Raw genomic sequence first — 23,983 nt, forward strand, 5'->3', positions numbered from 1 at the left:
ATCGCCTGATCCCTTGCTGAACTGCGGTTCTGCAACCTACTTTGACAAGCCTCGGGACTGTCAGATAAACGGTGGATCTGATCCTGGCATTTGGTTAGTTGCCAGTCGGAGTGATCCGGCCGTTAAAGGTGATCGCGAACGCGTTCAGTGCGGGCTTCCACCTCATCGCCCATCGTGCCTTACCGCGGCCGGTGGGGTCTAGGGATCGGGTCACCAGGTAGAGGCACTTGAGCGCGGCCTGTTCGGTCGGGAAGTGCCCGCGGGCCCGAATCGCCCGCCGGTAGCGGGCATTGAGGGATTCGACCGCATTCGTCGAGCAGATGACGCGACGAATCTCGACGTCGTAGTCCAGGAACGGCACAAACTCACTCCAGGCGTTCTCCCACAGCGCCGTGATTGCCGGATACTGCGCACCCCACTTGGCGGTGAACTCGACGAACCGTTCCTTGGCCGCAGCCTCGGTTGCCGCGGTGTAGACCGGCCGGATGTCCTTGGCGATCTGATCCCAGTACTTACGCGACGCGTAACGAAAGGTGTTGCGCAGCAGATGAATCACGCACGTCTGCACCACCGCGCGGGACCACACCGTGTTGATCGCCTCCGGCAGCCCTTTGAGGCCGTCACAGACCACCATGCACACATCGGCGGTGCCGCGGTTCTTGATCTCTGTGAGTACCGCCAACCAGAATTTTGCACCCTCACCGCCATCGCCGGCCCACAGGCCCAGGATGTCGCGCTCACCGGTGCAGGTGACCCCGATCGCGACGTAGATGGGCCGGTTGGTGACCTGACCATCGCGGACCTTGACGAAGATCGCATCGATGAACACCACCGGATACACCGACTCCAGCGGCCGGTTGCACCACTCGGTCATCTCGCCGACCACCTTGTCGGTGATCCGCGAGATGGTGTCCTTGGATACCGTGGCTCCGTAGACGTCGGCGAAGTGGGCGGCAATCTCCCCAGTGGTCAATCCCTTTGCCGTCAGCGACAATACGATTTCATCGATCCCCGTCAGGCGCCGTTGACGTTTCTTCACGATCTGCGGCTCGAACGAGCTGTTGGTGTCCCGCGGCACGTCGATCTCGACCGGGCCGATCTCGGTGAACACCGTTTTGGTCCGGGTGCCGTTGCGGGAATTACCGCTGCCGCGGCCAGCCGGGTCATGCTTGTCATAGCCCAGGTGCTCGGCCATCTCGGCATCCAGTGCCGTTTCCAGCACGTTCTTGGTCAACTGGTTCAGCAGCCCATTCGGGCCGACCAGCTCGACGCCTTGTTCCTTCGCTTGTGCGAGCAGCTGCTCCGCTAGCTGCCGTTGATCCAGGTCAATCGCCATAGATTCGAGTGTTTCTGACATCGTCAGTCCTTCCCGCCAAGCTCACGCTCGGCGTGTCAGACCAAGATCAGATCCACCGTTGTTCGGACAGTCCCACAAGCCTCCGCGACGCGCCCGAAATTTGTCAAAGTAGGTATGGCGTGTTTTGTCAATCTTCGTTGCATCTCGACAGCGGCGTTGGCGTTGCATATCGAAAACTGCTGCTGCGCTTGCTGTCAAATGCCCGTGAAATTGTTGTGAACAATGCAGCGATTGAGCTGACTCAGCTGCGTAATTCACCTGAAATCCAAGTGCCGGACCGTAAGAACCCGCGTAGTTGACTACTCGGGTTCTTTGTCAATGAGCGACCTAATGTGCGTTTGACCAAATATCTCGATGTCAAACGAAGTAGGTCACCATGGGCGAATTTGCGACAGCCGGCAATGTCCTGGATCAACGCCCTGCTGGGGCGGCCGGCCTGCTGTCGCACCACGACGGCGCGGCGCAAGACAAGCTGACAGTGGCGCTCCCGACGTCTGCGAGCCGAAGGGGAGTGCTCGATGGCGCGTTCGCCATCTTGGAGGCCCTGGCCACCGCCGAAGGCGGACTGGGATTGACCGCGCTGGCGGGTGCATGCGGGTTGGCGAAGACATCGTCCTTTCGGCTCGCCGAACAACTTGTGGCCCTCGGAGCACTTCAGCGAGTGGACAACCGCTACTACATCGGTGCCCGCATCGGGCGGATCGGGGAGAGTTGGCAACCCAATCCGGTACTACGCCAGGCGGGGCAGGGGCCGGTGCGCACGTTGGCTGCTCAATCACGTGCGGTCGCCTCGTTGCGGATTTTGCATGAGGACCGACTGCGGCCGATCTGTACCGCCGCGCCGCACGGCCGCGGCTACATGCCCAACCCCGCGAGCCGAGAAGCGACCGGCCGTACTGCGTCCGGCCGCGTGCTGTATGCCACCAAGGGGCAGAACGACATTGGGCTGCCTGACTGTTGGACGCGACTGGAATGGCGGCGGCTTCGCGAGTCCATTCGTGACCACCATGCTGTAGTGGTTGACCAGCAGGACGCTTTCGCTGGAATCTGCTGCGTCTCGGCGCCGGTGTGGTGGCCCAACGGTACGTGTGCGGGAGCGGTCACCGTCCTGATGCAGGCGGCGAAGCCCGCGCCGAATCTGCGTGACCTGGTGGTGCGTGCCGCACGCAGTATCGGTGCTGGATTGCGATAGCAGTCGTCTTGTGTACGACGGTCGTGTCTCCCCGATGGCAGCTGTCAGGCGGCCATCGGCGAAACCGATTCGAACACAACACCTTATGCAGTCGCCGACGCCACCGCGGTGGCATCTGGCGCGACTTCCACATCGTCGGAACCCTCAGGCGAACTTGTTACAGCGCCGTCTGGGTCGACTCCGGTGCTCGAGTCGCTGCTATCGGTGGTTGGTGTGGTTGTGCTGTCGTCGTTGGTGGTTGCGTCAGAGCTGCTCGAGGGGTCGGCGGTACTCGAGTCGCTGCTATCGGTGGTTGGTGTGGTTGTGCTGTCGTCGTTGGTGGTTGCGTCAGGGCTACTCGAGGGGTCGGTGGTACCGGGATCGGTAGTTCCCGTTGACGAGGTGGAGCTATCGGTTGTTCCAGGATCCGCTGTCGAGTTCGATCCCGACGCTCCGTCGCTCCCAGACATACTGTTGTCGCTGTTGCCGGGCGTGCCTGAATCTGGCGCCGTGGCCGGCACGCTGTTGGGCCAGTGCAGCACCGACACGCCGAGCTTCTGGGCGGCAACTGCTTGAGCGTTGTTGAACAGAAGGACATTGGCGGCGTTGCGCGGTATGACGCCGGGGTTACCGGCGGTGTTGATCTGGCAGTTTTGGGCCGCAGACGCCCAGTCCTGGGCCAGGCACGAGGCCTTGAACTTCGGCCAGGTGGCGGGGAACCCGGCGCCCAGGCCCCAGGCCATGCTGAGCACCCCGAGCTGGGCGTCTGCAGGCCAGTTCTCGAAGTCGGGGAATGTCCGCTTGAGGATGGCCTGGTTCGCGTTGAGTACGTTGGCAACCAGTTGGGCGATCGCGTCGTCGGTGAGGTGCAGCGTGGTGAAGGGCGGCGCGGCCGACTTGTATCCCTTTTGGGCAAGGCCGGCGGTCGTATGGACTTTGTTCCACTCGGCCTGGATCTCACTCTGCGAAGCAGCTGAGTTGTCGGAGTTGTGAACAAACGGGAGGGCCGACGCCGCCGCCACAGAGTCAATGAGATTGCCGATGCCGACGGTGACCTTCCCGAGGATGTCGAGGTACATGTACGGCACAGACCCTTCAAAGGGCTTGCTGAACGGAACAAAGGCCTGTTGAACGCTCGGTTGCATTTCTTTCTCCTTATGGTTATACGTTGACAGTCAACGGATTTCGATATTTACTTGGCGCCAGGAATGGCGTGTGTCTCGGTAATGCCGCCCTGAGGTTTCAGGATGCCGCTGAATCACCGGTGCCAGAATCGGTGCCAGTGCTGCCCGAGCCGTCGGTAACGCCAGCGCCACTGTCCGCAGAGGATGCGGTGCCGTTGCTCGAAGGCGTTGGCGCAGTCGAGGTTGCCGGAGCAGGTGGGGGTGCCTGCGCGACGTCAGGCGCATCGGCCGGTGGCAACACCGGAAGGTGACTGCACAACAGCGCGATGATCTGCATACCCGGCCGCGAGTACGTCCACGTGCCGTTTGAGTCGGTCGGCGGCAGACCACCCGCGAGCGAGAACGGGCCGATAAACCCGTTGCCGCTCAGGGCTTCCTGGTCCCGGCCGCTCCATTGCACCGATATGTTGAGGTTCTTGACCACGACGATCGCAGTGGGCAGACCATAGACGAGGGGCGCCTGCCCCTCTGGCACAGCGATATTCGGGGCGGGCAACAGCCCGCCGCGCGGCATGCCGGGCACACACCAATTCGGATCGGCCAGGAACACGCCATCCCAGATCGAAATGCCTGCCGACGTGAACCCGATGGTCGCCGACATGTAGTCGAACGTCACCGACATGCTCGACGTGGGCGGAGGCGGAGGGGATGTGGGCGGCGGCACGGGAAAAGGAAGCGGGCGACGAATTACCCAATCCCTGGCGACGGGCCCTTGCTCGCTTACTTCTGTCGCCGCGGCGGCCAGCGCCGGATTGACCGACAGCAACGACCTGGGTGAAACCGATTCAGCGACAGCAACCTTCGTCATCGCAGGATTGATCGTTGCTTTCGGCGTTGCGGTTGCTGTGGCGGTTCGGGTCAGCGGGGTGGCGGTCATCGCCGGGCTCAGCTCGTGAAGGTATGCCAGACTCGGGAGTGGAGCTTGTTGCGCCTCAGCCGGTTTGATCGTCCACAGCGAGGGATTGAGCGCCAGCGGAGCGATCGGTGGACGGCGCCCCGTCGAGGTGCCGATCGCCGGAGTCGTTGGCGCCGACTGCACTTGGGTGGAGTCGAACACCGACCAGTAACTGGTGTTGTCCAACGGCCAGTCGTCGGGCACGCAGGCCAACTCCGGAGAGACGCCCGGTGGGCTCAACACTGACTTGGCCATGGCGATTTCGGCGTCGAGTCGTTTCCAGGCATCGCTGCCTGCTGCCGCGGTTGGTTGCGCAGCGGTGACCGCCAGACTGTAGATCTGGCTCGCCGAGCCGTAGTAGAGATCCTTGCCGTTCACCGAGTACTGCGTTGGCGACATCAGGTACGGCGCATCGAAATTCGGCAGCAGAAATGATGCCAACCGGGTTGGGTTGACCACGCCGTCCTGCACGATGTCGTCCGGCGTGGGCAATGCGAAGGGCAGGAAGACCAGCGAGATGTTCGGGTTGCCGCTGGCGAAGGCGTTGACGAAAACGTCGGTCACCTTCTGGCCGAGCGTCGCCAGGGTGTCGTCGGCCACGGTGCTCAGCTCCCCGGTGCTGCGGCGGCTCCCACGGCTGCGGCTGGCGCGGGCGCGGCACCGCCTGCCATCGCCTGTGGCGAGCTGGTCGAGTTCTGCTTGGGTAGCGTCGGGTCGTCCATCAGCGGGGCTGCAGGCTGTATCTGGCCGATCCAGCCGGCGATCTGGGAACCCAGCAGCTGCAGTGTTCCGCCCTTCTTGCCGTCGGAGGTGAAGGTGAATCCCGACGATGTCTGCTGCGACCCGAATGCGCCCGAGGACTGCTGATCCTGGTGCTGCGCTGAGGCGTTGGCGACACAGAACATATAGCTGGCGGACACGGCAACCTGATTGGAGCTGGATTGTCCGGAGCTCTGGGCGGCCTGGTTCGCTTTGTTGAAGGCGTCACCGAAATCGCCCCAGTCGTCGCAGGTGATGTTGACGTTCCGGATGATCAGGAATGCCTTGGGGACCATCGGCAGGAGAGCCGGGGTCTTGTCGCCGATCTGGTTGGCGACGGTGCCGTCGCTGATGCAGTTCGCCCGTTGTTTGACCATGTACCAACCCTTGATGTTGAACAGGTCACCGAGGAACCACGGCCGCTCGATGGTCGCGACGAAGTACTCGAACTGCACACTGGCCGAGCTCGAATTGTCTTCGTGGCTCGTCCAGTTGTACTGGTTCGCGTGACTGCCGGACGCGTTGTTCGCATCGCTGTGGCTGTCGGTCGTCGACGCGCCGAACCAGCCGATGTTGAACCCGCCGCTGCCGCTGTTGGACTGCGACTGCTGGTGTTGCCAATTGTCGGCGAACGAACCCGCGGCCGTGCCCGTCGTGGCCTCGTGGTGCTGGCTGGTGCCCGTGATCTTCTGCACGCCAAAGGAATCGTCGGCGTAGTCCCACCACGACGACGGGCTGATGTAGGACCACGGGACATTGGCCGAGATGCCGCCGGCCAGCTGGACCTGATAGGCGCCGTACATCTGTTTCGCCATCGCCGCCAGAGCGGTGACCGCGCCCTCGCCTTCGGTCGCGATGATGTCGAGAGCGTCTTGCACCTGTTGGCGACCCATGCTGTTGAAGTCGTTGAGTGCTGCAGTGACCTTGCTGGCGTAGCTTTCCGCCACGATCGGCCAGGACTGACCGGCGACGGGGTCGGCCATCGCCTGCGCATAAGCCTGGGCCTGTGCAGCGATGGCGTCGGTCCACGCCTGCTGATTGCGCCGGAACTGCGCGTATAGCGGCGTGTATCCGATGAAGTTGCCGTTCGAGTCCTTCAGGTAGAGCAGGTTCTGCGCTGCCGCAACGCGATTGAGCACGTCTTGCGCCGGCGGCGACTGATCGATGGGCTGCATGCCGGTGATGATCGTGTAGTACTCGACGCTCACGTCCCGATCAGGCCAGGCTGTCGCCACTCCGTTCTGGGTCACCTCCAGCATGTGATCGACCAGCTGTGACGTGTTGAACGCCGCGTTTATCGAGGCTTCCATTTGAGGATCGGGCGCCGCCGGCGGCGGGTACACCGATCCGGGCGGCCCCGCGGCCGGGGTCGACGAACTGGCCTGGGCAGGCGCGTTGAACGTGCCGTCATCGCCGAAGCTGGCCGCCGAATCCCCGCCGCCAGGCGTCCACGCGTGGGCGTAGTCCTTCGGGTCGATCGGATAGCCCGTCATCTGGTGCATATAGACGGCGGTGCCCAGCGGCTTGCCGTCGGGGCCGATTTGGCTTGAGGCAACCTGGTTTTCGATCTGGTTCAGGGCATCAAGCAGGGCTTTGGTGATGCAGCCGACGTTGCCGATCTGCTGTATTCCGGAGGTCATGGGGTGCTCCTCATCTTGTGTGGTCTTGTGTGGTGGCGGTTTCTCAACCCAGCACTCCCGTCCGGGAGCACTCAGGTAGGTATGTGTTCAATTGCGTTGGGCGTCAGTGCTGATCGATGTGGTTCAGCCGCTGAGTATCGAAGTGTTGCTACCGGTGAGGCCGACGGCTCAGGACGTGGGCAGGCCCACCTTGGTGCAGTCGAACCAGCCCCACAGCGTCCGGGCGTCATTGGTGAATTTCGTGCCCGAAATGGTGCGGGAGGTTAAGCGGCACGTCGTGCCGTCGGGCGCACCACCACCCTCAGCCGTCTGCCAACTCCCATCGGAGTTCTGACTGACGAAGATCCCGGTGTGACCGTCGTTGCTCGTCTGGCTTGAAGCAAGGTAGAAGTAGTCGCCCGGGTTCGGTTTCGTACCAGCAGAGGCCTTCACAAAGGCGGGGCTCGCCAAGCTGACGTTGCCGATGCTCACGAACATTCCAGTCCCAGGCTTGTACGGACCGACCGCGGGCGCGCCGCACCACTCTCGGACGGCACGAACGAACATGGCGCAGCTGGTTTTCACGCCCGTCAGGGCTTGGGCGGCCTGCTGGGTCTTCTCCTGGTTGCAGGCTATGAAGTCGCGGTAGAAGTCGCTTCGCTGCGTCTGGCCCATCGGCCCGGCGCTCAGAGCCTGATTGCAGCACCGCACAATTCGGGCTCCTACAGATTCGCCGGGGTTGGATTTGAAGGTGAACAAGGTGGCGATGTAGTTGCCCGAAGCCGGCTGCTGGCTTCCCGAACCGCCGGTGCTCGAACCGGGCTTGCCTGAGCCCGAACCGGTGCCAGGACCAGAGCCGGTGCTGCCCTGGTCGGTGCTGCCGCTGGGGTCAGCCCCACTCGGGTCGGTGCCACCGGTGGAGCCGTCAGTGCCACCTTGGTCGCTGCTGCTGCCCGGGTCGGCATTGTTGTCGGCATTGTCGGTCGGGTCGGTACCGTTTGGGTCGGTGCCGCCGGTGGAGTTGTCGGTGCTGTCGCTTGGATCCGCGCTGCCGCTGGGGTTCTCAGTGCTGCTGCCCGGATCGGCGCCACCTGAGTCGGTGCTGCTGGTGGGGTCGGTACCGTTTTGGTCGGTGCCGCCGCTGGGGCTGTCTGTGCCGCCGCCCTGGTCGGAGCCGGCACTGGGGTCTTCGGTGCTGTCGCTCGGATCTGTGCCGCTGCTCGAGCTGTCAGTGTCACTCGGTTCCGTGCCCGCAGTTGGGTCGGTGCTGTCCGAGCCGCTGCTATCTGTGGCAGTCGTGTCGACGGTGTCGGTGTCGGTCACTTTAAATCACCTCGTTGTCAAAGGATTTCGACGGTCAACAAATTGGGCATTCACGGCCTCGGCTGGCGCAACGGCCCGGTCCGTTGAGCGGACCGGGCCGCAGGCATCCGGGTCCTGCCAGACACAACCGGCGACGCGGCCGGCCAGCATGCAGTTGGGTCATTACTGGGGTAGTGGGTCCGCTCAATGGACCGAGATCTTGCTTGCGACCCGCCAAGTGAGTTGTGATTCATGCATATTCGGGCTCACCCGATTCTTCCGTTGGTCACGAGAGTCACTGGGAGACAACATGTCAAAGCGGATCGATTCCGGCCCCGCCGCTGCTGCTGTCGAGACAATCGGGTGAGGATGTCTTGAAGGGTCCGCGCGTGGGTGTGTGCAGTCCCGTTTGTCGAGACGCAACGAAGATTGACCAGTAGGCCGTTCTGGTTTAACTAGATGGACGGCCACTGGGGGCTATGGGCCCGGCGATTCCAACGCGTTCCACAGGTCAGGCCGACGGGCCGAAGCTCGAATCCTGCAACAATGAAAGCACTTGTGCTGGTAGGGAATTGAACAGTGAACGGCAACCTGATACCGGGACTGTACATCTAGGTGCGGAACGGCGGAGTTCCATGCAAGCGAATTGGCGGGTAAGTCAACGTGGCTTGACCCTGTTCGCCTGTCGTGCGTTTCAGCGCGTCGCGTTCGGTGCCCACAGCGCGTCGAGCGCCGCTGTGAGGATGGGTGCTCGGAAGACCGGGTCTCCGGGGATGTTGGCGATCGAGGCGATCAGCGCGAGTATCTGCTCGGTGTCGAGGTCGTTGCGCAGCTCGCCGGATCGGTGCGCCTCCTGCACCAGTGAATCGGCGGCGCCGAGCACGAGAGCGAAACCCTCACGGAACACGGGACTCTCGGCGCCGGTCAGGTCGAGCAGCTCGCCGGCCAGAACGCGCTTGTTCAAGAAGTAGCCGTAGAAGTGGCGCAGCCAGGAGTGCAGCCTGGCACCCGCGGTGACGCCGTCGCACGTCTGCGCAGCCTGACAGATCGCGGCGATCTCCTCGCTGTAGAGCGCTTCCAACAACGTGCGCCGATCGGCGAAATTTCGATAGAGGGTGGCCGAACCGATGTTCGCGCGGCGCGCGATATCGGCCATCGATGCGTCCGCGTCGGCGTCGGCGAACGCGGCCCGAGCGGCGGCCAGGATTTTTTCCCGATTGCGCTGTGCGTCGACGCGGCGACTGACGGGTCGAGCTGCCGTCTCCTCGGGCGTCATGTCTCTCACCTCACACTTTCAAGCTGCGGTCGACAAGTGGGGAGGGTCTCCGTATTGTCTAAGTGGGCATCCTGCCCACTTAGACACTATCCGTCCCGACCCGTACGTCACCAGCTGGTCGCGCCCGCATCACCCAGGAGTTCTGCCATGACCCACACCCCAGCACCCGTCGACAGCGCCATTGGCGCGCCGACCGCGACGCTGTCCACCCGGCCCGTGACTCTGCCTGCTCCTGAACGCGGCGATGACCTGCAGGTCCGTGTCACTGCACCCCGAGGCGGCGAGGGTCTGCCGGTGGTGTTGTTCTCGCACGGCTTCGGCTTCTCGATGGACGCCTACGGCCCCTTGACCGACTTCTGGGCCGCGCACGGCTTCGTCGTCATCCAGCCGACCCACCTGGACTCAGCGTCGCTGGGGCTGGCTCCCACCGACCCGCGCGGACCGCAGATCTGGCGCCACCGGATCCGGGATCTGGTGAACATCGTTGACAACCTCGAGGCGGTCGTCGCGGCCGTACCGGACTTGCCCGGCCGCGTGGACCGCAGCCGGATCGCCGCGACCGGGCATTCCTACGGCGCCACCACCGCGAGCGCGCTGCTGGGTGCGCGCGTGCTGGCCCCGGCCGGTGATGCGAGTGAAGACTTCACCGACCCCCGCATTCGCGCCGGGGTGTTGCTGAGCCTGGCTGGACTGGCCGGTGATGACCTCACGCCGATCGCGGCCCAGCTGTTCCCGTTCATGAATCCGGGGTTCGAGCACTTCAGCGCTCCCGCGCTCATCACCGCCGGCGATGCCGACCAGTCACCACTGTCCACCCGCGGCCCGGACTGGTGGGAGGACGCCTACGTGTACAGCCCGGGAAGCAAAGACCGCCTCACTCTCTTCGGTGCCGACCACGCTCAAGGCGGCATCCACGCCTACGGAACGGTGCCGCAGTCGGATTCGGACAACCCAGCCACCGTCGCGCTCGTGCAGCGCGTCACCACCGCCTACCTGCGCACCGTCCTGGGCGTTGATGAGACCAGTTGGCGCGCAGCACAGCAGGAACTGGCCAGCCAGCCCACACCGGGCGGCCGCATCACCACCAAGTGAGCGAAATCTGTCAAAGCAGGCAGGCGTGCTTTGACAATCTTCGTGGTATCTCGACAGCGGCGCCTCGTCGAACACGTGATCGGTGTCGATCCCGTACGCGTCCATCATTGGGTCCAACGGCCCTAGTGATGCCCAGCCGCCAGCCCGAAGATCTGTCGGATGAACAACACCGGCGACCTAGAAGCACGGGCCTATGACGGGGGCCTGGGCTTGAGCCGCCTGCCCGCCGGCGCTCAGCGCATCAGTCACTCCGAGGCCGTCGGCCTGCTGGCCGGCACCGACTATGGGCGAATCGTGTTCACCCTCAACGCCCTGCCTGCTATTCGGCCGGTTAACCACCTCGTTGACCGGGGCCGGGTGATCATCCGGACTCGCCTGTCGTCGGCGCTCACCCAGGCGCTCTCGGCCAGCGATTCGCTCGTCGTGGCCTACGAAGCTGATTCCATGGACCGCTCCACCCGCACCGGGTGGAGCGTGGTCGTCACCGGCCGCGCCTACTCCCTGACCGACCCCGCTGAGATCGTCGACTACGAGCGACGCCTGCAACCGTGGGTCAACCACGCCGACACCGTCGTCGCCGTCGAACCCGACATCGTCACCGGCTTCCGGATCAGCGCCGCACCGCAGTAGCCGGCTCGAACGCGTCTACTGGGCTATTTCTGACCTACGACCGACGCTGAGGCGGCTGGCTACTTGGGTTGATCGAAATCACATGTGCCGGATCGAGGGCTCTCGCGACTGTCATGCGCCTGTTCAGCGCGCTGTGCTGTTGCGGGGCGACCCGAGGTCCGACGGGGCGGTGGTTTCAAGGACGCGTAAAACGAGCATGGCAGAGAGCATGGGCGAACATGAGAAAGCTGATGAGGCACGTAAAGGCCTGATCGATTCGATCAAGGGCAAGGCGAAGGAGATCGCCGGCGCAATGACCGGCAACGATTCACTGACCGCCGAAGGGCAGCTGGAGCAGACCGAGGCGCGGGCCCGCAAGGAAGCAGGCGTCATCGAGGCGGTTGCGGACGCCGAAGCCGAGTCCGCAACCGATCTGTTGTATCAGGCCCGCCATCAGGCAGCCGGTGCCCGGGACGTCGTGCGGTCCGGCGCCGAAGCTGCAGAGGAGGCTGCGCAGAAGCAGCAGGTGACCCAAGTTCAGCAAGCGACGCAGGCAGCGCGCTGCCGAGGAGCAGGTCCGTGCCAGCGTCGAGGAGCAGCGCGAGGAGCGCCAGGCGGAGATCCGGGAAACGGTCGACACCGCGGCCGCAGGCAGGGATGCGGGCGAAGCGCTCGCCGAACGTCGCGCAGCGCTGGGAGAAGCCGATGCGGAGCAAGCCGAAGCCCGGCGCCTACGTGAACGCGCCGAGACCCTCACTGATCGAACCGACCTTCCCTGAGAGATGTTGAGAATCAAGGAGATATCGTGAGCATCATTGAATTTCCGTTGCAGGTTTTACGAGCGCAATATCGTCTGGCCCGCTTTCCCCTGCAGTTCATCGAGCAGCGGTGGATCGCCCGCCTGGACGCTGAAGCGCCCGCCCGCCTGATCTATGAGCGGTCGTTTGGCATGCTGGACGCGGCGGTCGGCGGAGCGCTGGGCGATGCCGCATTGTGCAAGCAGGGCGCGGTGCTGGCTCGCCGAAGCGAAGTTCGTGGCCAGGCCGCCGTGCGGAGCATGGCTGCTGCCCAACGGCGTCGACAGGCGGGCGCCCAACTGGAGGACTCGCTGGAGGACGCTGCCGACGACCGCGACGAAGCCATCGCCGCCAAGCAGGACGCGGTGGCCGATGCGCGCGAGCGCGCGCAGCAGCGTAAGCGGCAAGCGGCGGAAGACGCAGACAAGCGCATTGCCCAGGCCGCCAAGGAAAGCCGGGCCGAAACCGACCGGAAGCGCGAAGCCGCTGAAGCCGCCGAACGGCAACGGCTGCAACGGATCAACACGGCTGAAGTGAAGTCGGCTGCTGCGGCCAAAGCCGCGCTCGACGACGCGCGAGACAAGCGCACCGCCGCGGAAGCCAAACGCGAGCAGGCCGAGCAGATTGAGGTGCTCGCCGACGCGGAGAAGCGGAACCGGCGGACCGGCGGCGTCGCGACTTGATTCACGACCCCTACTCCGCACCCGAGGACGCGCGCACTCCCAATGCCGCCGTCGTACCGTCGCACCCGGCCCCGGGCGGTGATTGGGGAGTTGCACCGCAAGGATCGCCTCAGCCCAACAATTATGCGCAGCACACCATCACGGTCGGCGCGGTCATCTGGCTGCTGCTCGCCGGTGGATTGATTGCCTTCCTCACCTATTTCGCCGTCTTTTCGTAGAGCAACTGGGGTTCATCGCTCACGACGTTTTGAACCATGTGTGTTTGATGACCGTCGTCAGGTGAGTTTCGCGAGTTGGTCGAGGACGCGTTCAGGTGATGCCGACGCGGGAATGCAGGTCACCAGCACGTCGGCGTCCGGGACGGTGTGCGCGAGGTCCGCATCGTCGGTCCAGAACTCGGGCCCGAGGATACCGATCCCGGGATCACCTGCCGCCGTGCATATTCCGTCGGTGTTCCACATCGCCAGCGTCCAGTTGAAATGCGATGCGACATTGGCCACAGCGGTGTAGGGCGCCAAACTTTCTGGCACCAGTGAGTCGCGCGCGTCGAGCAGTGTCAATGCGATCGGCAGCGATCCGAGCTGCCCTAGCCATTCGGCGATGTACATCGACGCGCTGTCGGCCCGGTCGGCGTCGACCTCATCGAGCGGGGTGCCCGCGAGCCGGTGTGCCGAGGCAAGCCAGCAGGCCGGCGACGGCAAGTGCAGGAGCAACGGGCGTCGTGTCGTGCGCGCCACGGTCTCGAGCATCTCGCGGCTGGCCGTCAGCACTTCGGAATCCGTCAGCAGGGTGCGCAGCGGATAGCCGGTGCGGGTGCGGGCACCCATAGCGTCGACCAGGTCGGGGCGTGCGTCGGTGTGCGCGCCGAGCAGCCGGCTGACGTCGATCCAGAGCGCATCGGGATCGAGCAGGGCCCGCACCTGGTCGAAATGCCCTGCCGCCAGGGTGGTGTCGGTCCATGGAATCGGTGCGCCCTGGCGGACCACCGCAGTGCAGTAGTCGGCGTCGTCGATCAACAGTGGTCGCCTACGCCCGCTCGGCGTGGCGGCCGTCAACGCTGTCACACTCATGGAACTGCCTTTCTCGGGGCTTGGGTGGCGGCCCCGGGACGTGCCGAGGCCGCCATCGCTCTCAGGTGAGTTGGGTGGTCTGCTCGCCGTGCTTGGCTTCGAGCTCGGCGATGCGAGCCTGGAGCTTGCCGATCTTGACTTCGCGGCGGTCGGGGACCATCACGATGGGAAGTTCGGCCAGCGGTGCCGACACCCGCTGCGGACCGTCGATGGAGTACACGGTCGCGGTGATGTCCTGATCGTCCTCGGTCCACGTTCCCCAGGAGCCGTAGTACGGCAGATCTTTCGGCGGTTCGGGGGTGACGAACTCCTTGCAGAACTCGGCGAACGGCTTTCCGCGCTGCAGCCGGCTCGTGCGTGCCGCGGCGCGAGCCGCCTCGGTGCCGGCCACATCGAGGCGGAACGTCGACGCGTCGTAGCAGACCCCGAAGATGTCCTCGGCGACCTTCTGACTGATCCGGCCCAGCTCGACGTCGCGGACCACCGATTCGGGCAGGCGCTCCAACGGGTCACCGTAACCACCGCCGGCGCCCTGGCTGATCATGTACAGCTCGCCGTCCTTGGCCAGGTCGAACTGCAGGCCCATGTGATAGGTGGAGTAGCGGCCGTCGGGGAACGGGCGTTCGTTCATCACCTTCTCGATGGACAGGTCGAAGGTCTTGTTGTCGCGCCGGAAATGCTCGTACACGTTGGTGCCCTTGACCATTGCCAACGGGTAGGTGCCGCAGCCGTATCCGCCGTACATACCGTAGATCGAGGAGAACTTGGCGCCCGAGGTCACCGTCATGAATCCCCATTGCGGCGTGCCCTCGGCGGCCACGATCATCTCGTAACCCATGCCGCCGGTGAACTTGCCGAAGCCCATGTTGTCGCGGACCAGACGCTTGGCGACCAGCTGCATGAACGGCACCTCTTCCTCCATCACCTCCTGTTCGGCGGTGTCGGCCATGGCGCAGAAGAGCGGCGAGACCGCGTCTTCGCCGTCCCGGAACGGTTTCGCCCCGCCGGGCATCCCGTTGAGGTCGGCGCACAGGTTGCCCACCATGTCGCCGTGCTGGGTGATGCCGCCCCACAAGAACGTGTTGATCTGGTTGAACCAGTTGGCCACCACGTTGGAGTACTTGTGCGGGGTGGAGAACGACATCCGGCTGTAGAGCGCCTGCATGCAGGAGAAGCCGCGGAACGAGGCCTGCAGCGACTGTCCCATCGGGGCGTCGTAGGAGGCATCGGCCCAGGTGCCCTCGTCGGAGATGATCTCGATGCAACTCATCGCGGCCGTGCAGCGCGGCAGGTCCGGCCACCAGAACGCCAAGATCGCCTGCATCATCATCGATTTCACCGAACACAGCGGTGAGTTGATGGCCCGGTTGAGGATCTCCGGACCGGTTCCGCGCAGATCCACGGTCATGTGGTCGCCCTTGACCGTGATCTTGCAGGCGAACTTGATCAGGATGTTCTCTTTCAGCGTGCTGTCCATGAACTGGTCGAAACGGTAAGTGCCGTCCGGCAATTCGGCGATGCGCCGCCGTACCTCGACGTCGACGTCCTCCACCGTGGTGCGCAGCGCGGCCACGAACGTGTCGACCCCCACCTCGTCGATCACCTTGTCGATGCGCTCCATGATCTTGCGCACCGCGGTGATCTTGACCTTCAGGTCCGCGAGCTGAAGTTTCGGATCGCGCACCGAATGCTGCAGGAACGTCAGCAGATCACGGCGCAGTTCGCCACGCTCGACGATCTTGAAGGGGCTCATCCGCAGCCCGTCGTCGAACGCGGTCTCCGAACCCGAGGGCATGCCGCCGGGTTCGCAGGCCCCGTTCTCACCCTCGTGGATGGTGGCCGCAACCCAGGCGATGATCTCGTCGTTGCGGATGATCGGCATGATCATCGACTGGTCGGTGTTGTGCACGTTGCCGAACCGGGCGTCGTTGTGGATGAAGCCGTCACCGGGGTTGATCCCGACGGTCGGCTCGTCCTTCCAGTACTTCATGATGTAGCGGATCGGGTGGTGCAGGATCGCGCTGAAGGCGATGACGCCGTGGCACGACAGGTAGGACACGTCGCCGGAACCCGTGTAGATGGCGGTGGTCAGGTCACCCCATTTGGCGCCGGGCGCCGCACCCTGGGCCTCGCACATCTCGTAGCCCTCGTCCAGGGCGCCGGCGATGCGCTTGCGGATGCGCTCCACCTGCAGCCGGTCCACGCCGGCCGCGATCGCCACCTCCTCGTGCAGTGAGCGCGCCGAAATGCTGTGGCTGCGCATAATTTCCGGGTCAGGCCCCAGGAACAGGGTGGTCTCGTCCATGAACTGGTCGACCCACTGCTGCTCGGTCGCGGTGAGCTTGCCGGCCGGGCGGTCGTTGACTGTGGTCATGTGTTGTCCTTACGTGGAGGTTCGGGTCAGTCCTGCAGGAACCAGACGGCGCCCTGGGCGGTGGGCTCCAGCCGCCAGCCGGGTTCGACGAGAAACGTGGTGTTCTCGGTGGTGACGATCGCCGGGCCGGCGATGACGCTGTCGGAGGTCAGCGCCGTCTCGTCGTAGAGCGGGGTGTCGATCGGGTCGTCGATGCCGATGAAGTGGGCCTTGCGGGTGCCTAACGGCGCCGCGGCGGTGCGGGTTCCGCCGTGCTCGAGGGGTTCGAAGTTCACCACGTCGCCGTCGACGTAGGACGCCACCCGTACGGTGCTGCAGCGGATCCCGGCCTCGGGTGCGGCCGAGGACGCGCCGAACCTGTGGCTGTAGACGTCGCCGAAGATCTTGATGATCTCCAGCACGTCGCCAACGCCGTTGATGCGGTTGATGTTCGAGAGCGCTACTGCCTGGGTGAGCAACTGATTGCCGTAGCGCATGTCCAACTCGAGCCGGAACTTGACGTCCTCTGCGGAGAAGCCCTGCCGGATCAGGTCTTCGCGGCCACGGGCCTCCAATTCGGCCACCACGGAATTGAACTCGTCGTAATCCTCGAACAGGGCCCGGGTGGTGGCGTTGTACATCGTCACGTGCACACCGCGTTCGTGGAAGTGCAGCTGTTTCATGTTGCCGGCACCGCACGCGGAGAATACCGACGAGAACGGCGGTGCCAGAACGCGTTTGATCCCGGCGTGCCGGGCCACCCCGCAGGCGTGCAGCGGCCCGTTGCCGCCGTAGGCCAGCATGGTGAAATCCTCTGGAAGGTAGCCGCGCACACGCAGTTCCTTACCGATACCGATGGCCATCTGCTCGTCGACGCCGTCCTTGATCACCCTGGCGACGTCGATGGGGTCCATGTCGAGGTGGTCGCAGAGTTCCTCTTCGATGGCGAACAACGACCGCTTCGGATTGAGCTTGATGTAGCCGTTGGCGTAGTTGTCCGGGTCCAGGTAGCCCAGCAGCAGATCGGCATCGGTGACGGTGGGTTTCAATCCGCCGCGGTCGTAGCAGGCCGGACCAGGATTGGAACCGGCCGACTTCGGGCCGATCTTGACCGAGTTGTGGATGCGGTCATAGCTGGCGATCGAACCGCCGCCGGCGCCCAGGGTGTCGAGATGCACCATGGGTACCGATACCAGCCAGCGGTCGATGGTGGGCAGGAAGTCGTAGTGCTTGACCCCACCCTCGGGCACCAGGCCGATGTCGAATGACGTGCCTCCCATGTCCGTGGCGATGACGTGGCCGAGCCGCGTTTCGTTCGAAAGGTGTTCGGCCGCACCGACACCGGCTATGGGACCGGAGTGGATGGTCTGCAGCGCGTCAGTGGAGTTCATCTGCGCCATACCGCCTGAGTTGTGGATCACCAACATCGGTTTGTCGTAGCCGAAGTCGCGCAGGTTGCTCGACAGCTGCGCTAGCGCGTGGAACATGATCTCGTGCAGGTAGCCGTCGATGATCGTCGACGTCGCCCGCACGTATTCGCCCTTGCGGCCCGACACCTGATGGCCGAGCAGCACCGGGATGGCGCCCAGCTCGTGCGGCGGGAACTCGTCGAGGATGATCTCCTGGATCGCCAGTTCGTGCTCGGGGTTTTCGGTGGCATTGACCAGCGACACCACGATCGCTTCCGCACCGGCGTCCACCAGCTCGCGCACCATGGTGCGGACATCTTCGGAATCGAGGCGTGCCACAATCTTTCCGGCGGAATTGATCCGCTCCTTGACCGAGCGGATCATCGCCCGCGGAACCAGTGGTTCGGGACGCTCCGCAGCCGGAAGATTCTGCTGCATACCGTAATCCAGGCCTTCACCGTAGCCGCGGCCCCTCGAGAGCGGAATGGTGTCCTCGAACCCATGGGTGACGATCGCCGCGACTCTGGGCCCGTTGCGCTCGATGAGCGCATTCGTGCCCAAAGTGGTGGCGTAGCGGACGGAGTCCACTTCAGACAGCGCCGTGGAACGGTCCAGCCCGGCGCGTTTGCACGCCAGGTCTAGAGCATCGTTGAAGCCGATGGCGAGGTTGTGGTGCGTGGTAAGCGCTTTGGCGTCGACGTAGATGTCGTCCCACACGAAGAAACAGTCGGTGAAAGTACCACCGATGTCGACCGAAATGCGTTTCATATCTGGTGTTCTCCTGTACAGGTCAGTCGAAAGATCAATGCAGGTGGCCGGCGGCCTTGAGAGCGGCGGTGTACTTCTGGGCGTCGTCGCCCGGCCCGTAGTTGAAGACCGCTTCGGCGTCCTGGCCGCGGGCCGCCCATTGCTTGCGCAGGGCCGCAACATCGATGAGCATGTCCACCGCCGGCGGATGTCCCGGCGGCAGATATTCACATTCGATCTGCGTGCCGCAGCCCGGGCAGTAGTACTCCAAGATTCGGCAGTACGTCGGGTCTGGACTGAAGGTGTACTCGTAGCGTTCGGGATCGATGATCGGCTGGTGGATTTCGCGCGGATCACGATCGTAGACAAGGGTTCCCGACTTGTAGGTGTCGTGTGCCGAACCCATGTCCTGAGTGCATACCCGACATACCCAGCGTTCGGTGTCCAGGTCGATGACGAGGTACTCGGTCATTGGGACTCGCATGGCAAGTCTCCTTTCTTTCGGTCTGGCGGTCAGGACTTATCGTTGAGGAGCAGGTCGCCGGCGGCGGTGACGCGGAATGACCAGTCGGGTAGCACTCGCGCGGTGAAAAAGGGGCCCTCGATGATCGCGGGGCCTTCGCCTCCGTCACCAATGTTCAGGTCATCCAGCACGTACACTGCGACGTCCTCGACACGGGCGGCAGAAGACCGGACTTGCCGGGTCCCCGCCGCGGCTGCCGCGGTGGCGGTTACTGTGGCATCCGCGGTCAGCTGCGGATGCGACAGCGGCGCCGCCGCCGTCAGCTGCAGCGAAACCGCGGCACCCGGGTAATCCACCTCGTCGCCAGGCCGGTAAGGCAGTCGCGATACCGATCCGTCGTCAAGGTTCTCGACGAGCAACTGCCAGGACGTCTCGCAATCGGCCAGCGCATAACCCTCCTGGAACATGTCACGTTCAGCGCGGGCCAGCAACGCGTTGTGGGTTTCGACGGCTGCTTTGGTAGTGGGTTCGCCGACGGCGACCTCGTAGGTCTTGCCGATGTCGGAGAAAGAGATGCCGAAAGCCGAGAACACCGCCGCGGTGCGCGGGACAAGCACCTGTTTGACGCCTGCCAGCCGGGCCGCGCCGGTGGCGCTCATTGGTCCGGCGCCACCGAACGCGAGCAGTGTGGTGTCCTCGGTGACCAGTGCGGCAAACGACTCCGACAATGCCTGGAAGTATGCGCGCTCCATCTGGATCAGCGCCTCTTCCAACGACATTCCGAGCGGCTGTGCGATCGTCTCACTGATCACCGCGCGCGATCGGCTGGAGTCCAGGGTGAAAGTGCCGTCGAGGTAGGTGTCGGGATCCAGGATGCCCAGCAGCAGATTGACGTCGGTGATGGTGGCCTGTTTGCCACCGAAGCCGAAGCAGGCGGGACCGGGTGCGGCGCCGACCGACTGCGGGCCGACGGTGATCTCGCCGTTGACTAGCTGGATCACGGACGATCCGCCGACGCCCGAGGAGGTTACGTCGCTCATCGGGTACGAGATGTGTACGCCCTCAATGGCGCCTCGCTCGGCAACAGCGACCGCACCATGTTCGACCACGCCGACATCGGTGGTGGTGCCGCCGATGTCCATCATGAGGGCGTGCGGAAAGCCGTAGACCTGAGCCAGGGCTGCGGTACCTTCCAGTCCACCGCGAGGTCCCGATGAATAAGTCTTGAGCGCAATCGATTTCGCGACCCTGGACGATGCGCCGTCGTTGCGATAGACCAGAAGGGGATTGGCCACCTTGTAGGTCTGCAATCGTCGTTCTGCACTGTAGAGAAACCGTTCCATCGTGGGATGCAGGAAGGCGTTGACCACGCACGACCACACTCGTCGGGCGTCGTTACGGTCGCCGGCCAATTCCCAGCTGTAGATCAGCGGCACCGAACCGAGCAGATGGCGGGGGAATTTGCGCAGCAGCACATGCCGCAACTGTCGTTCTTCCTCGGGAGAGGACGCGGCGATCACGACGCGGGCGGCACCCAGGGTGGTGAGCCGGTTGATCTTCTGCACTGCGTCGAATTCGGGGTCGGCCTCGGTGTCGACCGTCAGGAAGCGGTCGCCCACCAATCCGGAGAACAACTTTTTCTCAGCGCCATCACGCTGCATGCTGGTATCCAGACCGCGAATGGTGGTGAGAATGCCGACCATTGGGCCGCGTCGTTCCACCAGCGCATTTGTGCCCTGCGTTGTGGAATAGCGAATGTGCTCCGTGGCGTGCAAGAGCCTGGTGATGTCGGCCTCGCCGTACAGTGCATCTGACGCTTTTTCGATGCCGGTGAAAAGACATTCCGATAGATCGTGGGGCGTCGTCAGCGTCTTGGTGAAGGCGAACGCGTTCCCGTCCCAGACACAGATGTCGGTCAGCGTGCCGCCGTTGTCGATGTTTATGAGGGTGCCCATGGCGCTCCGTTCATGGAATTTCGCATATGTGAATGCGTGGACTGGGGTGGCATGTTGTGCTCTGCGCCACACCGCTGGACAAAGCGTGGTCCATGTCTCAGCTATCGGGGGTGTCCCAAGATGGGACACCGATTGCCTTGGCTGTGATGCGCGTCTCGTTCAGACTGGATATGACCTCAGGAGGTGAGCCATGCCCAACAGTTCCGCCCGCATGTTGCGGGTTGCGGCCGCCCGTGCGGATTTCCTGGAGTACGGCGGCAGTGGCGCCGCCGGGGTCTCGGACGTCGTGGTCGCGTCATGGGAGCGCAGCCAAGCCGCGGGCGTGGACATTTCGCATCCGAACGCGCAGTTCACCGAGGAAATCGACGCAGCCTCGCTGCTCGTGCGGTGCGCCCGGCCGGTGCTGCAGCAACTGCAAGTCGACACCGCGGATATGCCGCTGGTGATTGCACTGACTGACAAGAAAGCGAGAGTGGTTCAGCGCATCGACAGCTCCCCGGCAGTGGCCCGGTTACTCGACCGGGTGCATCTGGCGCCTGGATTCAGCTATGCCGAGTCGACGATGGGCACCAACGGAATCGGCACCGTGTTCGAATCGGGACAGCCGATCAGTGTGGTGGGACCCGAGCACTTCAGTGAGAATCTGCACCTCTTCGCCTGCACTGGGGCCCCGGTCATCGACCCCGTGACAGGCCGTGTCGAGGGAGTGCTGGACATCTCGACGCTGTCGTCCTCGTGGAGTCCGTTGATGCATACCCTGGTCAAGAGCGCCGCGAAGGATATCGGGCGCAACTTTCTGCTTGACCGCGGTCAAGCACAGCGAGCGATCTTCGAGACCTATCTCAAGGTCGTTGCGCGCTCAGCGCGCCAGGCCGTTTTCGCCTTCGGGGATTCGGTCTTCGTAGCCAGCTCCGCCGCACAGCAGATGTTCGACGCCGACGAACAGCGCATCATGCGGGAGCACGCAGTGTTTCTGATGGCCGGTAAGGACCGGGTGAGCGACACGATTACTCTGCCGGGGGATCGACTTGTCCGTGTTCGAGGAGTCCGAATTATGGCCGGGATTGAGGTGGCCGGCATGGTGGTGATCGCTGAGACGGTGACCTCGAGTCAAGCTGGTTCGCCGGATGATTTCAGCGATCACCAATTGCCCCAGGTTGCGGTTGCGACGCCGCAAACGTCTCAGATCGTCGGCGGCTTGTGGCATTCGCGTGACGCCATGGCCGCTGGCGCCACGCCAGCCTGGACGCGGGCCTGCGCTGACCTGCGACAGGTCCTCGAACGAAGCCAGGCCGCACTCGTTGTCGGTGAGTCTGGGTCGGGCAAATTCACCTTGGTGGCGGAGTTGTTCCATTCGGTGTATCCGGGAGGAAGAGCGATTTCTGTGGACGCCGGCCAACTGGGAGTCGACGGTGCGCTCTCCGATCTCAGTTCGCTGCTGGGCGAATCCGCTGAGCCCACGCTGCACATCATCCGTGATATCGATCAGGTGAGCACTGATGGCGTCGACCTGCTGGATGAGTACCTGACCGCGGTTGCTGCGGCGAACGGGCCGGTATGGGTGGCGGCCACCAGTTCGGATTCTGAGGCGACCACCGACCTGCCGTTTTGCGAACTGCTGCACCATTTCGAGGCGTCCATAACGATCCCGCCGCTGCGGTGCCGTACCGACGATCTGCCGGCGCTTACTTCAGCGCTGTTGAGAGGGATTGCACCTGAACGAAAGGTGAGACTCAGTCCTCAGGCGCAGCGTTTGATCGCACGATACTCGTGGCCGCGCAACATTTCTCAGCTACGTGAGGCGTTGGTCCATGCACTGCGACGCAGGCCGGTGGGGGAGATTCAAGAATCTGATCTACCCGGGTATTGCCAGACCGCATCGCGACATGCGCTGACACCGTTGGAAGCGGCTGAACGCGACGCGATCGTTGCGGCACTGAGAGACACGGGCGGGAATCGTGTTGCCGCAGCGGCTCATTTGGGGATGTCACGGTCCAGCCTGTACCGGAAGGTCAAAACGTACGGAATCGTCGCCTGATTGGCTTATTGGCTACACGACCGCCGGACCGAAGCTGAGCATCGGCTCGTGCGACTGTTCGAGGAGCAGAGTGCCAAATTCTGCTCGGCGCTCGGCGCTCGGCACCGAACCGCGCCTCGGCACGGTGAGGCTCAGAGCCCAGGCGGGCTGACCTGTACGGTCACTTATCCGGCTGCTGTCGACTAGGGCGTGTCTGACAAATGGGGTAGCCACAGGGTGACCGCTCTCAGGACTGCTGCGGCGCGGTAGACGATGGCGAGCTTGTCGTAGCGGGTGGCCAGTCCGCGCCATTGCTTGACGTCATTGAAGTTGCGTTCAACGACGTTGCGGCCCTTGTAATCTTGGGCGTCGAAGGCCGGGGGCCGGCCGCCACGGCAGCCCCGTCGTTTCCGGTTGGCGACCTGATCGGAAGGTTCCGGGATCACCGCGCCGATCCGGCGTCGCCGCAGCAAGGTCCGGGTGGCTCGACTCGAATAGGCCTTGTCTGCGCGGACGCGATCGGGGCGGGTGCGGGGCCGTCCGCCGCCGGGGCGGTCGACTCGCAGATGGGCGAGCAAATGCTCGAACACCGGGCCATCGTGGGATTGACCGGCGCCCACGAGCACCACCAACGGCCGCCCGCGACCGTCGACCAGATGGTGAATCTTGCTGGTTAACCCACCGCGGGAGCGGCCAATACCGTGGTCAGGCGGCTCGATCGCCAGATTCGTGTAATTCGACCCAGCCCCCTGTGTCACGGGTGAGGTTCGTGGCGTGCTGATGCGCGCGAGCGATCGTGGAATCGACCGCCACCGCCCAATCGATCATCCCGGCCTCATCAGCGGCCGCCAGCAACCGGGCCAACACCGCATCCCAGGTACCGTCGGCGCTCATCCGCCGGTGCCACGTCCAGATCGACTGCCACGGACCGAACACCTGCGGCACGTCACGCCAGGCAATGCCACACCGGTACCGGTAGATGATGCCCTCAACCATCGACCGAGCATCCTGGAAAGGTCTGCCCCGCTTACCCGTTCGAACCGGAAGCAGATCCTCGATCAACGACCACTGGGCATCGGAGAGCAATTGGAACCGCGACATTCCTCAAGTCTCAGGCACCACACCTGAAACTTTTGTCAGACACGCCCTAGGGGCCCGGGATTGGTCGCGTAGCCCGCTGTGCGGTATGGAGTGGCTTCATCGGCGGCATACCTGCCGCCGATGA

Annotated in this window: 19 protein-coding genes; 6 read left to right on the top strand and 13 right to left on the bottom strand. The window is 64.0% G+C overall.

Going from position 1 to position 23,983, the window contains the following annotated elements:
• Window positions 1-94: 94 nt before the first annotated feature.
• Window positions 95-1,336, bottom strand: coding sequence for an IS256 family transposase (locus tag ACX12F_RS07250; protein WP_459366463.1), 1,242 nt, complete (start codon window positions 1,334-1,336; stop codon window positions 95-97).
• 397 nt (window positions 1,337-1,733) lie between these two features.
• Between ACX12F_RS07250 and ACX12F_RS07255 the strand changes: the two genes are divergently transcribed.
• Window positions 1,734-2,549, top strand: a complete 816-nt coding sequence (locus ACX12F_RS07255; RefSeq protein ID WP_459368933.1) for a helix-turn-helix domain-containing protein — start codon at window positions 1,734-1,736, stop codon at window positions 2,547-2,549.
• A gap of 83 nt (window positions 2,550-2,632) precedes the next feature.
• On the opposite strand, the gene ACX12F_RS07260 is transcribed toward ACX12F_RS07255, so the two are convergent.
• From ACX12F_RS07260 to ACX12F_RS07280, 5 genes are all read right to left on the bottom strand, one after another.
• Entirely contained in the window at window positions 2,633-3,673 is a 1,041-nt protein-coding gene (locus ACX12F_RS07260; protein ID WP_459368934.1) for a lysozyme family protein, read from the bottom strand.
• A 97-nt stretch (window positions 3,674-3,770) separates the two neighbouring features.
• Entirely contained in the window at window positions 3,771-5,207 is a 1,437-nt protein-coding gene (locus ACX12F_RS07265; protein WP_459368935.1) for a hypothetical protein, read from the bottom strand.
• Window positions 5,208-5,212: 5 nt separating this feature from the next.
• Entirely contained in the window at window positions 5,213-7,006 is a 1,794-nt protein-coding gene (locus ACX12F_RS07270) for a hypothetical protein (protein WP_459368936.1), read from the bottom strand.
• Window positions 7,007-7,174: 168 nt separating this feature from the next.
• A complete protein-coding gene (locus ACX12F_RS07275) occupies window positions 7,175-8,308 on the bottom strand; it encodes a hypothetical protein (RefSeq protein WP_459368937.1) in 1,134 nt (377 codons plus the stop codon).
• Between the two features lie 673 nt (window positions 8,309-8,981).
• Window positions 8,982-9,563, bottom strand: a complete 582-nt coding sequence (locus ACX12F_RS07280; RefSeq protein ID WP_459368938.1) for a TetR/AcrR family transcriptional regulator — start codon at window positions 9,561-9,563, stop codon at window positions 8,982-8,984.
• A 147-nt stretch (window positions 9,564-9,710) separates the two neighbouring features.
• Here ACX12F_RS07280 and ACX12F_RS07285 point away from each other — a divergent pair, with 147 nt between their 5' ends.
• Complete coding sequence (locus ACX12F_RS07285) at window positions 9,711-10,655, top strand: alpha/beta hydrolase family protein (RefSeq protein ID WP_459368939.1); 945 nt, start codon at window positions 9,711-9,713, stop codon at window positions 10,653-10,655.
• Between the two features lie 159 nt (window positions 10,656-10,814).
• Window positions 10,815-11,285: a pyridoxamine 5'-phosphate oxidase family protein gene (locus tag ACX12F_RS07290; RefSeq protein WP_459368940.1), complete on the top strand. Its 471-nt coding sequence runs from the start codon at window positions 10,815-10,817 to the stop codon at window positions 11,283-11,285.
• A 307-nt stretch (window positions 11,286-11,592) separates the two neighbouring features.
• Here ACX12F_RS07290 and ACX12F_RS07295 read toward each other — a convergent pair whose 3' ends face one another.
• Window positions 11,593-11,808 (bottom strand): hypothetical protein, encoded by a 216-nt coding sequence (locus ACX12F_RS07295; protein ID WP_459368941.1) that lies wholly within the window; start codon window positions 11,806-11,808, stop codon window positions 11,593-11,595.
• A gap of 261 nt (window positions 11,809-12,069) precedes the next feature.
• Between ACX12F_RS07295 and ACX12F_RS07300 the strand changes: the two genes are divergently transcribed.
• A complete protein-coding gene (locus ACX12F_RS07300; RefSeq protein ID WP_459368942.1) occupies window positions 12,070-12,744 on the top strand; it encodes an IF2 family translation initiation factor in 675 nt (224 codons plus the stop codon).
• Window positions 12,741-12,962 (top strand): hypothetical protein, encoded by a 222-nt coding sequence (locus tag ACX12F_RS07305; RefSeq protein WP_459368943.1) that lies wholly within the window; start codon window positions 12,741-12,743, stop codon window positions 12,960-12,962. The genes ACX12F_RS07300 and ACX12F_RS07305 overlap by 4 nt, the downstream gene beginning before the upstream one ends.
• A gap of 57 nt (window positions 12,963-13,019) precedes the next feature.
• Here ACX12F_RS07305 and ACX12F_RS07310 read toward each other — a convergent pair whose 3' ends face one another.
• From ACX12F_RS07310 to ACX12F_RS07330, 5 genes are all read right to left on the bottom strand, one after another.
• On the bottom strand, window positions 13,020-13,814 hold the full coding sequence (locus ACX12F_RS07310; protein WP_459368944.1) for a hypothetical protein: 795 nt from the start codon (window positions 13,812-13,814) through the stop codon (window positions 13,020-13,022).
• A 61-nt stretch (window positions 13,815-13,875) separates the two neighbouring features.
• Complete coding sequence (locus ACX12F_RS07315; protein ID WP_459368945.1) at window positions 13,876-16,188, bottom strand: hydantoinase B/oxoprolinase family protein; 2,313 nt, start codon at window positions 16,186-16,188, stop codon at window positions 13,876-13,878.
• 26 nt (window positions 16,189-16,214) lie between these two features.
• Window positions 16,215-18,344 (bottom strand): hydantoinase/oxoprolinase family protein, encoded by a 2,130-nt coding sequence (locus ACX12F_RS07320; RefSeq protein ID WP_459368946.1) that lies wholly within the window; start codon window positions 18,342-18,344, stop codon window positions 16,215-16,217.
• Window positions 18,345-18,378: 34 nt separating this feature from the next.
• On the bottom strand, window positions 18,379-18,807 hold the full coding sequence (locus ACX12F_RS07325; protein WP_459368947.1) for an acetone carboxylase subunit gamma: 429 nt from the start codon (window positions 18,805-18,807) through the stop codon (window positions 18,379-18,381).
• 29 nt (window positions 18,808-18,836) lie between these two features.
• On the bottom strand, window positions 18,837-20,741 hold the full coding sequence (locus tag ACX12F_RS07330) for a hydantoinase/oxoprolinase family protein (RefSeq protein ID WP_459368948.1): 1,905 nt from the start codon (window positions 20,739-20,741) through the stop codon (window positions 18,837-18,839).
• Window positions 20,742-21,141: 400 nt separating this feature from the next.
• On the opposite strand from ACX12F_RS07330, the gene ACX12F_RS07335 reads away from it, so the two are divergent.
• A complete protein-coding gene (locus tag ACX12F_RS07335) occupies window positions 21,142-22,779 on the top strand; it encodes a sigma-54-dependent Fis family transcriptional regulator (protein WP_459368949.1) in 1,638 nt (545 codons plus the stop codon).
• A 182-nt stretch (window positions 22,780-22,961) separates the two neighbouring features.
• Here ACX12F_RS07335 and ACX12F_RS07340 read toward each other — a convergent pair.
• Window positions 22,962-23,859 (bottom strand): IS5 family transposase gene (locus ACX12F_RS07340; RefSeq protein ID WP_459366735.1). Its coding sequence is split into 2 segments (ribosomal slippage): window positions 22,962-23,514 and window positions 23,513-23,859, totalling 900 coding nucleotides; the frame shifts between segments, so codons are not numbered across the junction.
• Window positions 23,860-23,983: the final 124 nt, after the last annotated feature.

This window comes from Mycolicibacterium sp. HS_4_1, assembly GCF_054515875.1.

Bases quoted from the DNA above. Each gene is read 5' to 3' on its own strand.
- ACX12F_RS07250 (WP_459366463.1), bottom strand. From the start codon at position 1,336: ATGGCGATTGACCTGGATCAACGGCAGCTAGCGGAGCAGCTGCTCGCA.
- ACX12F_RS07270 (WP_459368936.1), bottom strand. From the start codon at position 7,006: ATGACCTCCGGAATACAGCAGATCGGCAACGTCGGCTGCATCACCAAA.
- ACX12F_RS07320 (WP_459368946.1), bottom strand. From the start codon at position 18,344: ATGAAACGCATTTCGGTCGACATCGGTGGTACTTTCACCGACTGTTTC.
- ACX12F_RS07280 (WP_459368938.1), bottom strand. From the start codon at position 9,563: ATGACGCCCGAGGAGACGGCAGCTCGACCCGTCAGTCGCCGCGTCGAC.
- ACX12F_RS07315 (WP_459368945.1), bottom strand. From the start codon at position 16,188: ATGACCACAGTCAACGACCGCCCGGCCGGCAAGCTCACCGCGACCGAG.
- ACX12F_RS07330 (WP_459368948.1), bottom strand. From the start codon at position 20,741: ATGGGCACCCTCATAAACATCGACAACGGCGGCACGCTGACCGACATC.
- ACX12F_RS07290 (WP_459368940.1), top strand. From the start codon at position 10,815: ATGAACAACACCGGCGACCTAGAAGCACGGGCCTATGACGGGGGCCTG.
- ACX12F_RS07260 (WP_459368934.1), bottom strand. From the start codon at position 3,673: ATGCAACCGAGCGTTCAACAGGCCTTTGTTCCGTTCAGCAAGCCCTTT.
- ACX12F_RS07310 (WP_459368944.1), bottom strand. From the start codon at position 13,814: ATGAGTGTGACAGCGTTGACGGCCGCCACGCCGAGCGGGCGTAGGCGA.
- ACX12F_RS07285 (WP_459368939.1), top strand. From the start codon at position 9,711: ATGACCCACACCCCAGCACCCGTCGACAGCGCCATTGGCGCGCCGACC.
- ACX12F_RS07255 (WP_459368933.1), top strand. From the start codon at position 1,734: ATGGGCGAATTTGCGACAGCCGGCAATGTCCTGGATCAACGCCCTGCT.
- ACX12F_RS07325 (WP_459368947.1), bottom strand. From the start codon at position 18,807: ATGCGAGTCCCAATGACCGAGTACCTCGTCATCGACCTGGACACCGAA.